This window comes from Marinomonas maritima (assembly GCF_024435075.2).
Classification (GTDB): Bacteria; Pseudomonadota; Gammaproteobacteria; order Pseudomonadales; family Marinomonadaceae; genus Marinomonas; species Marinomonas maritima.
In genome coordinates, this window is sequence record NZ_JAMZEG020000001.1 from 754561 (window position 1) to 766354 (window position 11794).

The window sequence follows — 11794 nt, forward strand, 5'->3', positions numbered from 1 at the left end:
AACGTTTGATTATTGGTGTTGGAACGGACTTGGTAGATATTGCTCGTATTGCTCAGTCGATTGATCGTCTAGGAGAGCGTTTTATTGATCGTATTTTAACGGCGGACGAGAAGCAACGTTGGTCTGAAATTGGTAATTTAGATCAGGCAAACGCTTATGTCGCTAAACGTTTTGCGGCGAAAGAGGCTGCTGTAAAAGCGCTGGGTACAGGAATTGGCTTAGGTGTGAGTTTTCAACACTTTAGTGTGAGTAATTTATCGACTGGACAGCCAGTGTTAACTGTCGATGCCAGCATATTGGCGCGTTATGATTTTCCATTAGCATGGCATTTAAGTTTGACAGATGAAAAAGCCTACGCTCAGGCTTTTGTTATACTTGAATCAAAAGAGTGAGGCCAAGGAATAAGTTGGCGATGGCTGAGTAGCTCCTCTATTGCATCAATAAAGTCCTTTGCTACGCCGTCCACATCTTCGAACCCTAATTCCTTTAAGTGTGTTTCTAAAAAGCCTGCATGGCGAGCAATATTGATTGTACCTGTGTATTTTGAGGCGCCATGTACTCTGTGTACGACTTCAATCATTTTTTCAATATCTTGATTTTCTAGGTGATGCTGAATTAATTTTTTTTCTGCATCCAACGAATTTGCCAACATATCAAACATTTCTTTTGCTATGTCGGTTTTTCCATCAACGATTGCTAAGGCTTTTTCTAAATCAAAAATCCCGATTAACTTGGCGTTAACTTGATCCTGAAATGTTTCGGTATTAGCGCGCCAGGTCTCGATAGTACCAAGTAAAAGCTCTTCATCAATCGGTTTAGTTAGGTAAGCATTCATACCACTGGCTAAAATTTGTTGTTGCTCTGTCCCCAAGGCGTGAGCGGTTAATGCAATAATAGGTGTATTCCTATAGAACTCCATTTGACGCAGCTGTCGAGTGGTTTCCATGCCATCCATTTCAGGCATTTGGATGTCCATAAAAATAAGATCAAATTTATCATGAGTTGCCATGTCAATGGCTTGCTGTCCACTGTAGGCCAAAGATACGTCTAAACCAATCGGTGTTAGCCAATGGTTTAATAGCTGCAAGTTGATTGGAGAGTCATCAACGGCTAGAATTTTGAGACCTTTTATTTTTTCGTTCAATGTACTTGCACTCACTTGCCGTTGTTGGTTAATTAGTGGTGCGGAGCTTTTATTGAGGTTTTGTAGGGCACTGTATAAGCGATTATGACTGATTGGCTTGAGAAGAATGTCGCTGCATAGGTTTTTTAAATCTGGGTAATGAGTGATTTGACCTGGTGGCTGAACCATGAGAATGCAGGGGATAGTAAACTGCTGTGCAGAGTAGGTAATCAGTTCACGGGCTTCAGCGACACTTTGGTCGTCGGGCATGACACTTAATAAAATGGCGTCAATGCTAGCATGTTGCTTGTTCAAAATAGCGATCATTTGCTCTAAGTCGGAACACGCTATACAACTGACCCCAATACTCTTTAGATAGCTCTTTAGATAGCTCTTATAGGTAGCGCTTGGTTCTAGTAAAATAACATGACAATTAAGGTCGGGGTTGCTGTTGTTCAGCTTCTTAGAGGCTTTAAGGTTCAATGTAAAACGGAAGGTAGAGCCAATGCTAGGATCGCTGCTGACTTCAATTTTTCCATTCATCTGCTCGACAAGTTTCTTGGTGATAACCAATCCTAGACCTGTTCCTCCAAATTGTCTTGTAGTGCTGGTATCCACTTGAGAAAAAGGTTTAAACAAGCGATGGATTTTGTGTTCCGCTATGCCAATACCAGTGTCTATAACCTGAAAAGACAAGGTAATTGCTTGGGGCGTTTTGGAGGAAAGCGACACTTTGGTTCGAACGGAACCTTGGTGTGTGAACTTAATCGCGTTTCCAATTAGGTTGGTTAATATTTGACGTACTCGTGTGCTGTCACCAATAAACCATTCAGGTACGTCTTGGTTAAACTCAGGAACCAAATCGATTTGCTTCTCTTTACTCAATAAGTTGATGCTTAACGTTTGGTAGACATCATCAATAAGAGCTTTAAGGTTGAAGTGATTGCTTTCGAGGCTTAATTTACCTGCTTCGATTTTTGAGAAATCTAAGATATCACCAATGATGGCAAGCAGGCTATTGGTGGATTGCTCGATGGTATCAACGTAAAAGCGGTGTTGGGTATCGGTAATGTCTTTTTGCAGGGTTTTTGTATAACCCAGAATAGCATTGAGAGGTGTGCGAACCTCATGACTAATATTGGCAAGAAATTGTGATTTTAGGCGGTTTGACTCCATGGCTTCACGGTTTGCTATATGTAGCTGAGCGCTTTTCTCTTCCATACTGTCCATGCTGCGCCGAATATCTTCGGTAGACTGCTCAATGCCAGTATTCAGTTCTTCATTATGGTGTTCCAGTCTTTCTGTCAGATCGAGTAGGTCTTTTTGGAGAGAGGCGTATTCGGGTGGCAACTTCATCAGTTTTACTGTTGAAAACTGCCCTTTAACCAATTTATTTAAGGAGCCTGCAAGTCTGTTTATAGGTTGTGTTAGAGCTCTGGAAATGTGGAATGCACCTATAATAGTTAACACATTAAAAATAATAAGTATGAAAGCGACTAGACCTGCGTATTGATATTTATCTATCCGGACGGCGGACTTATTCGCTTCAATTTTTACCCAGCCTATGAGGTTGCGTTGGTCAAGTGGGATAAATAAGTCGGTTTGAGTGTTAAAAATACCATCGAGTGAATTGCTTGAGTAGTGAATGGCGTTGATAGATTCTAGATAATCATCGTATTCTTTTAGGTACATGTTATCAGGAAAAGGAGTGTCTACCGATGTCGGTGTTTTCCCTAATTCAGCAATGATTTTTTGCTCGCTGTTAAATAGTTGAACACTACTTATGTCTTCATTATTGAGTGCGCTTTGGAGTATCCGATGCATCATATTTTGATCAGAAAATACAATGGCATATTCACTTGTAGTAGCGACTTGTTCCGTTATATTTGATGTACGTTCGTAAAGGTTTTGGTTTAAATCGTTAAAGCGAGTCAATACTAGAAATATACTGGCGAGCAGAGAAACGGCAAAAACAGGAGCGAACAATGCCCAAAATAGTCTGTTGCTTAGGCTCATGGTAGGAATATTTTGGAATATTTTTTTTATCATGCTAGGGCTATATTTCACGAGTTAATAGCAGGCTAAGTTGCCGTCGTTTTTACGTTTTTCACATTCTATTTTATAGTGACTGCACGTCTTTTTTTTACTGTTGGATGGTGTCTGAATGTAGGCGCATTCACGCCATTTCGTTCTGAGTTCTATATTGTTTAGTTTAGTGACTTTTTTCGTGGGTTTTTCACAGCCACTCATCATTAGGGCTAAAAAAAATAGGGTGAAAAAACGTGTTACTAACATACTGTTTACCAAGAATACGAAAATGAAACTAAGTTTATAACGCTTTCTTCTTGTACTGTTTAGGGTAAGTGTTCTTAAATAGTCACAGAACGTTAAGTTTCATTCCCTATGCCATCAATGTCAATGAAGTTTTTTTATGATCGAGTACCCTAGCATTGAGTCCTTAATCGGACAAACTCCCTTGGTTCGCTTACAGCGCATCAATCCCAATCTAAGCAATACTATTTTGCTAAAACTAGAAGGACAAAATCCGGCAGGATCCGTAAAAGATCGACCAGCTTTAAATATGATATTACAGGCTGAACGTCGTGGTGATATCAAACCTGGAGATAGCTTGATTGAAGCCACTAGTGGTAACACTGGGATTGCCTTGGCGATGGTGGCGGCTATTAAGGGCTACAAAATGCATTTGATTATGCCTGATAATATGAGCCAAGAGCGTAAATCTGCGATGGCCGCGTATGGCGCCATTCTGCATTTGGTAACGCAAGCAGAGGGTGGAATGGAGAGAGCAAGGGATCTTGCTCAAGAAATGCAAGAGCAGGGAGTCGGTATTGTTCTTAACCAATTTTCCAATCAAGACAATCCTAATGCACATTATCTAACAACAGGTCCAGAAATTTGGCAGCAAACCCAAGGAACGGTAACACATTTTGTTAGCTCAATGGGGACAACCGGAACCATTATGGGGGTTTCCCATTACCTGAAAGAGCAAAATAAAGACATTCAAATAATTGGCCTTCAACCACAAGACGGGGCGAGTATTCCAGGGATTCGCCGTTGGTCAAAAGAGTATTTACCTTCTATTTTTGATGAGACTCGTGTTGATACCGTTATGGATGTATCGCAAGAGGCAGCGGAAGTGACCATGCGTCGTCTTGCAAAAGAAGAAGGTATTTTTTGTGGAGTATCTTCAGGTGGTTCTGTTGCGACGGCTTTGTCTTTATCAGAACAGCTAAATAATGCCGTTATTGTAGCTATTGTGTGTGATAGAGGTGACCGTTATTTATCAACGGGCGTGTTTGATTGATGAGTGATCAATAGGGGATTAAGGTTCGCTAACGGGTGCAGATTCGCTGATAGATGCGATAGAATGCCCTTACGTTATCCTATATTCAGGAACAAGAGAGCCACTTTTGAGAAAAAGAACCCCCCCACGTCGACAATCCAAGCCTCAAGCAATAGGTCCAGTGCAGACCTTTACCGTTGATGGGCTGACGCACGAAGCGAAAGGTGTTGCCCGTTTACAAGGTAAAGTAACCTTTATTGGCGGTGCTTTACCTGGAGAAACAGTTGCGGCACAAATCACCAAATCAGGTCGTCGTTTTGATGAAGCGGTTTTGAACGCGATTATTGAGCCAAGTGCCTATCGGGTCGAACCCTCTTGTCAGCATTTTAGCGTGTGCGGTGGCTGTAGCTTTCAGCATTTAGCTGATGAAAAGCAACTCTCTTCAAAAGCGGATTGGTTACAAGGACAATTGCGTAATCTAATCACCACTCAAGAACTTGAATTGTTGTCTGATAGCTTCACACATTACCGCCGGCGAGCACGTATTGCTATTGTTCGAAAAAAAGGCATATTGTTATTGGGCTTTCGTGGCAAAGCTTCTAGCGATATTGTCTCTATTGATCACTGTGTTGTTCTTACTGGTAATCTGCAAAAAACCTTTTCTTCTTTAAAACTGGAACTGGCAACAAATAGTTTGGCAGACTCACTGGGTCATATTGAATTGTTAGAAGACACAAAAGGGGTCTCGGTACTCTTTAGATTGACCTCTTTGATAACAGATGAACTTGAGAAAACATGGGAAGACTGGGCAAGTAAAGAGCAGATATCTTTGTACTGGCAAGCACCAAATACGAGCAAGGCCGAGGTTTCGTCTGAAAATATGCGCCATTATGATCTGGGTGAATTGAGGTTGGAATATCATCCTCAAGATTTTATTCAGGTAAACGCCATGATGAATCAAAAGATGGTTGCTCAGGCGATGGACTGGTTAAGTCCAAACAAGCAAGATGTTATATTGGATTTGTTCTGTGGCGTAGGGAATTTTTCTTTGCCACTCGCACAACATGCACAGTTGGTTATTGGTGTAGAGGTGCAGGAAAGTATGGTTGAGGCAGCGAGGAAAAATGCGAGACTTAACGGCTTTGACAATCTTTCATTTGTAGCTTCTGACTTGACTCAACCCGTTACAAATGAATTTATGAAGCAGAAAATTACAAAAGTACTGCTTGATCCTCCTCGTGCAGGCGCGTTTGAGTTTCTTGATACCATAATAAAAATTGGACCTAAGCAAATATTGTACGTTTCTTGCAGTGCTTCTACGTTAGCAAGGGATGCCGAATATTTGGTCGCAAAGGGATATCGTGTATTACGTGTGGGGCTGATGGATATGTTTCCTCAAACCTCTCATGTCGAAACGATGATGTTATTGCAAAAAAAGAAGTAAACTGAAGGGCGGATAGATGGTAACGGTAAGAAAAGATCACCCTGTGTTAGACGATGGTAGTGTCGATATTGATGGTTGGATGGGGCATTTTTCTCATTTAATTGATGACAGTGCGCGAGTACCTCTGCGTATGGCTTGTGAATTGGCTCGCCAAGCTGAATTACAGTGCGCCCGACCGTCCTATTGGGGTGCGCAAGCGAGTACTTTTCGTGCTGGACTGGAAATGGTTGAAATTTTGTCTGGCTTTCGAGCGGATCAAGACTCATTAGTTGCCGCGGCTCTATATCGTGCTGTTCGAGAAGATCAATTGCCTATTTCTCGAGTGACGGATATGTTTGGTCGTAAAGTGGCCTCTCTTATAGAGGGGGTCATTAGAATGGGGGAAGTGTCTAAAAATTTAACACCGGATAACGCCTCTGAGGTGCTTGGCAGCAGTGAAAACCAGCTTGAATCTTTACGAAAAATGCTGGTGTCTATCATTGATGATGTGCGTGTTGTGCTAATTAAGTTAGCGGAACGAGCTTGTGCTATTAAAGAAGCCAAACATCAAAGTGAAGAGCGTCGCATTACTGTAGCGTTGGAAGTGCAGAGTGTTTATGCACCATTAGCCCATCGTCTGGGCATTGGCCATATTAAATGGGAATTAGAAGACCTTTCTTTTCGCTATCTTTATCCTTCTGATTATAAACGTATTGCCACTTGGCTGGATGAGAAACGGCTTGATCGCCAGCAATTTATAGACGATGTGATTGCCTTGTTAGATGAGCGTTTAAAAAGCATTAACATTCACGCGGATTTAATGGGGAGGGCAAAGCACATCTATAGTATTTGGCGCAAAATGAAGCGCAAGAATATTGGCTTTGATGAAGTCTACGATGTGCGTGCAGTACGTATTCTGGTTGATGAACCTATGGAGTGTTATGGCGTCCTCGGTGTAGTACACAATTTATGGCGTCCAATACCTCAAGAGTTTGATGATTACATCAGTAACCCAAAGTCAAATGGCTATCAATCATTGCACACGGCGGTCATTGGTCCTCAGGGTCGTGCGCTTGAAATTCAGATCCGTAGTCATAAAATGCATGAAGATGCAGAGCTTGGTGTGTGTGCGCACTGGAAATACAAGGGAACTGATTTAAGTTCGAATAGCACCAGCTATGAAGAAAAACTGCAGTGGTTAAGAACCATTTTGGATTTTCATGAAGTTCAAGGTGATTTGGAATCCTTATCTGAGCAAGTACGTAGTGATATCGAGCAAGATCGTATTTATGTATTCACGCCGGAAGGGCATGTAGTCGATTTACCGATCAATGCAACGCCGGTTGATTTTGCTTATCGTGTGCATACGGAAATTGGGCACCGCTGTCGTGGGGCTAAGGTAAACGGCAAAATCATCTCCCTTGTGACACACCTAAAAACCGGTGATAAAGTTGAAATATTAACGACTAAAGAGGGTGGGCCAAGTCGTGACTGGTTGCACCCTACGTTAGGTTATGTGCAAACCAGTCGTGCTCGTGCAAATATACAGAACTGGTTTAGAAAAGAAGATCGTGAGAAAAATCTAGACGCAGGTAAGCATTTATTAGATAAACAATTAAAACGTTTGGGTATTGAAGACAGTCGTATCGATTTCCAAAAAATTGCCTCTCGTTTTAGTTTCTCGAATGCGAGTGATGTGTTTGTTGCGTTAGGCGCTGGTGATATTCAGTTATCACGAGTACTACGTGTTATTGATGATTTATATAACATAGATGGGGACATAGCGCCGCCTCGCCCGATCCGCTTGAAAAAAAGTCGGCATAAATCGTCTGATAATGACATCCATATCATGGGAGTGGGTAAGTTACTGACTCAAATGGCTAAGTGTTGTACTCCTATTCCGGGTGACGATATTGTCGGTTTTATCACTCAGGGGCGAGGTGTGTCGGTACATCGTCAGGATTGTATTAACATCGTACAGCTGGGATTGGATGAGCCAGAACGTATTGTGGATGTAAATTGGGGCGAGGAGCTTGATAACCAATACCCCGTAAATATACAAGTTGAAGCTTATGATCGAACGGGCTTACTGAACGATATCACCGGGCTATTGGCCAATGAAAAAGTAAACTTGTTGTCTATGAATACGTTATCAGCAAAAGAAAATCATATGGCAACGATCCGTTTTACGATTGAAGTAGGTGAATTAAGCGTATTGAGTAAATTGTTACATCGTATCAATCAGCTGCCTAATGTATCGAATGTATTTAGAGAGAGAGATTTTTGAGTAGTCCTATAGAGCAACTGCAATATCTAATGACGTGTCTAAGGGATGTGTCATTTGGTTGCGCTTGGGATAAAAAACAAACCTACAAAAGTATTGCGCCATATACTCTTGAAGAAGCGTATGAAGTGGTAGACGCGATTGAGCGTGAAGATTTTGACCATCTAAAAGAAGAGCTAGGAGATTTGCTTTTTCAAGTGATTTTTTACGCTCAAATGGCTGAGGAAGAACAGTATTTTAATTTTGATGATATTGCGACGGGTATTGTTGAAAAAATGCTACGTCGTCATCCTCATGTTTTTCCGGATGGTGACATTGCGCGCTTTGGTGAGCCAAGCTTGCTTACTGAGTTGCAAATAGCAGAACAATGGCAGCAAATTAAGGCTCAAGAAAAAGGTCAATCGAAGGAAGGGATTTTATCTGATATCCCTGTTTCTATGCCGGCTTTAATGCAGGCAGTAAAAATCCAGAAAAAAGCTTCTAAGGTCGGATTTGATTGGCCAGACGTCGCCCCAGTTTTTGACAAAATAAGAGAAGAACTAGACGAACTTGAAGAAGCCATGAAGGAAAAAAATGACCTTCATATCGAAGAAGAAATGGGTGATGTGTTGTTCGCGGTCAGTAATTTGGCTCGTCATCTTGATGTTTCACCCGATGTGGCATTGAATAAAACAAATAGTAAGTTTCGCCGTCGCTTTTTTAGAATAGAAAGCTTAGTGTCGGCACAGAATAAAAATCTAACTGATTGTTCTTTAGAAGAATTAGACCGTTATTGGGAGCAAGCTAAACGCGAAGGTTTATAGGCTTGATTATCGTAAAATGGGTTAAAAGCGCTTTAATATTAAGGGCGTTATTGGAACTGTTTAGGAGGGTGAAGTGAGTGATAGTCAGGCGTCATTACGCGAAAATGTTAGGTTGCTGGGAGATTGTCTCGGTGAAAGCATGAGTAACCACTTAGGGGAAGGTTTTCTTGAGAAAGTAGAAAACATCCGATTACTTTCGAAAGACGGACGTCAATCGGGCGATTCCGCTGCTCTTATTCAAGCATTAGAAGCATTAGACGACAAAGAAATTGTGCCTGTTGCTAGAGCGTTTAACCAGTTTTTGAACCTGTCTAATATTGCTGAGCAATATCACCGTGTACACCGTCGACGAACCAACGAGAGTTTAGGTGTGTATCACAATCCGATTGGGGATTTATTAACTCGCCTATCTAAGCAAAAATTCACATCTGAGCAAATGATTGAATCTTTGAAAACGCAATCGATTGAATTGGTTCTTACGGCACACCCAACAGAAGTTGTGCGTCGTTCGCTGATACGAAAATACGATAATATCTCCAGTGAGTTAGAAGCATTAGACAAAGATAACATCTTACCATTAGAAGAAACTAAGCACATTCGTCGCTTAAAAGAGATCATCACTCAGGCTTGGCATACTGATGAAATCCGAGAAGACCGCCCAACACCAGTTGATGAAGCGAAATGGGGGTTTGCGGTTATTGAGCAATCATTATGGCAAGCGGTTCCACGTTTTTTCCGTCAACTGGATGAGCAATTTACTCAATTTTCTAAAGAAGACCGCTTACCACTTGATTTAGCTCCTATCCGTTTTGCAACGTGGATGGGTGGGGACCGAGATGGTAACCCGAATGTGACTCACAAGGTCACAAAAGAAGTGACTTTACTTGCTCGGTGGATGGCCGCAGATCTCTACATAAAAGACTTAAATGTGTTGCGTTCTGAGTTCTCTATGACGCAATGTAATGCCGCATTGCGTGCACGTGTGGGTGACAGTTCTCAACCATACCGTGAAGTATTACGCTACTTAGAAAACAAAATGCTAGCGACCAAAAATTGGGCGAAAGCGTGTTTAGATGGTAAGCCGGCTTCTGATGAGGCAATTTTTCTTGATATTCAAGAGCTCACCGATGATCTTATTTTGTGTTATCAGTCTTTATTAGATTGTGGCATGAAGGTGATCGCTAATGGCTCGTTGCTTGATCTTATTCGTTGTGCCGCAACGTTTGGTTCTACCTTAGTTCGTTTGGATGTCCGTCAGGATGCATCTCGTCACATTGATGCCTTGTCTGCAATCACTCGTTTTTATGGATTGGGTGATTATGCTGAGTGGGACGAAGCGTCTAGACAAGCGTTCTTGCTAACGGAGTTGAACTCTAAGCGACCGTTATTGCCTATGGAATGGACGCCAACCGAAGAAGTAAAAGAAGTTCTGGATACGTTTACTATGATCTCAAATGGTCAGCAAAACTCGTTTGGGTCTTACGTTATATCTATGGCCAGTGCCCCATCTGATGTGTTGGCTGTCGCTCTTATGCTGAAAGAGTCTGGTGTTAGCTTTCCTATGCGAATTGTACCGTTATTCGAAACCTTAGCGGATTTGGATAATGCAGAACCTATTATTGAGCAGTTGTTTTCTTTGCCTTGGTATAAATCCTATATTAATGGTCGTCAGGAAGTAATGATTGGTTATTCAGACTCAGCCAAAGATGCAGGGCAGATTGCGGCGACATGGGGGCAATATCGAGCACAAGAAGCATTAACTCGTCTTTGTAAAAAACATGGTATTCACCTTACGTTATTTCATGGTCGTGGCGGCACTGTTGGTCGTGGCGGCGGCCCTGCTCATGTGGCGATCCTGTCACAGCCACCGGGCTCGGTGAATGGGTCGATTCGAGTGACTGAACAAGGTGAAATGATCCGTTTTAAATTTGGTATTCCTGATATAGCTGTGCGTTCACTTGAGCTCTATTGTTCGGCGGTTATGGAGGCGTCTTTGATTCCGGCTGAACCTCCAAAAGAAGAGTGGCGCGCTATTATGGATGAAATGGCGGAAGTGGGGATGAATCAGTATCGTTCCATTATTCGAGGTCATGAAGATTTCGTTCCTTATTTTAGAGCGACGACGCCGGAGCAAGAGCTGGCGAAATTGCCACTGGGCTCTCGGCCTGCTCGCCGACGTTCTGACGGCGGAGTAGAAAGCTTACGAGCAATCCCTTGGATCTTTGCTTGGATGCAGATTCGTCTAATGTTACCTGCTTGGCTGGGTGCTGAAAGTGCCCTGCAACAAGCTATTGAATCTGGTAATTTAGAAAAATTACGAGAAATGCATAAAAAATGGCCTTTCTTCGGTTCCTATTTGGACATGCTTGACATGGTTTTAGCGAAAGCAGAACCTGAAATCGCCGAGTACTACGAGAAACGCCTAGTGAGTGAAGATTTACAGGGATTGGGTCGTTTGCTACGCAGTAAATTAAAGCAAGTGAGTGAACTGGTCAGAACGCTGAAAAAACAAGAAAGGCTGATCGAGGATAACAAAACCATACGCCAATCTATTGATGTGCGAAATCCGTATATTGATCCATTGCATTATCTGCAAGCCGAACTTCTATATCGTAGCCGTAAGGATGAGGATAACGCAGAAGTGAATAAAGCCTTGATGATTACCATGGCGGGTATTGCCAGCGGCATGCAAAATACAGGCTAACTTGTGTATATGACTAATAAATGCTCACTATTAGTAAGAAAATGACAAAAAAAGACACGTAAGTTTGCATATAGAAGGGCTGCTTGGGTATGCTTGGCGGCCATTTAATTTTTTAGTATGCAAAAGGTCTGCTTGTACACTTGTTATTGAGCT

At 42.1% G+C, this 11794-nt stretch carries 7 protein-coding genes; 6 read left to right on the plus strand and 1 reads right to left on the minus strand.

Annotated elements, in window-relative coordinates; translation table 11 throughout:
- Nucleotides 1-5: 5 nt before the first annotated feature.
- On the plus strand, nt 6-392 hold the full coding sequence (gene acpS / locus M3I01_RS03680) for a holo-ACP synthase (protein ID WP_255894235.1): 387 nt from the start codon (nt 6-8) through the stop codon (nt 390-392).
- On the opposite strand, the gene M3I01_RS03685 is transcribed toward acpS, so the two are convergent.
- Entirely contained in the window at nt 359-3172 is a 2814-nt protein-coding gene (locus M3I01_RS03685; RefSeq protein ID WP_275564921.1) for a response regulator, read from the minus strand. The genes acpS and M3I01_RS03685 overlap by 34 nt on opposite strands.
- 382 nt (nt 3173-3554) lie before the next feature.
- Between M3I01_RS03685 and cysM the strand changes: the two genes are divergently transcribed.
- The 5 genes from cysM (at nt 3555) to ppc (ending at nt 11641) form a co-directional block, all read left to right on the plus strand.
- Nucleotides 3555-4448, plus strand: a complete 894-nt coding sequence (cysM, locus tag M3I01_RS03690; RefSeq protein ID WP_255894238.1) for a cysteine synthase CysM — start codon at nt 3555-3557, stop codon at nt 4446-4448.
- 106 nt (nt 4449-4554) lie between these two features.
- Nucleotides 4555-5871, plus strand: a complete 1317-nt coding sequence (rlmD, locus tag M3I01_RS03695) for a 23S rRNA (uracil(1939)-C(5))-methyltransferase RlmD (protein WP_255894239.1) — start codon at nt 4555-4557, stop codon at nt 5869-5871.
- A 16-nt stretch (nt 5872-5887) separates the two neighbouring features.
- Nucleotides 5888-8137, plus strand: a complete 2250-nt coding sequence (relA, locus tag M3I01_RS03700; RefSeq protein ID WP_255894240.1) for a GTP diphosphokinase — start codon at nt 5888-5890, stop codon at nt 8135-8137.
- Nucleotides 8134-8937 (plus strand): nucleoside triphosphate pyrophosphohydrolase, encoded by an 804-nt coding sequence (mazG, locus tag M3I01_RS03705; protein ID WP_255894241.1) that lies wholly within the window; start codon nt 8134-8136, stop codon nt 8935-8937. Before relA ends, mazG begins: the two co-directional genes overlap by 4 nt.
- Before the next feature lie 73 nt (nt 8938-9010).
- Entirely contained in the window at nt 9011-11641 is a 2631-nt protein-coding gene (gene ppc, locus M3I01_RS03710; RefSeq protein ID WP_255894242.1) for a phosphoenolpyruvate carboxylase, read from the plus strand.
- Nucleotides 11642-11794: the final 153 nt, after the last annotated feature.

Coding starts and splice junctions, on each gene's coding strand:
- relA (WP_255894240.1), top strand. CDS start 5,888: ATGGTAACGGTAAGAAAAGATCACCCTGTGTTAGACGATGGTAGTGTC.
- M3I01_RS03685 (WP_275564921.1), bottom strand. CDS start 3,172: ATGATAAAAAAAATATTCCAAAATATTCCTACCATGAGCCTAAGCAAC.
- cysM (WP_255894238.1), top strand. CDS start 3,555: ATGATCGAGTACCCTAGCATTGAGTCCTTAATCGGACAAACTCCCTTG.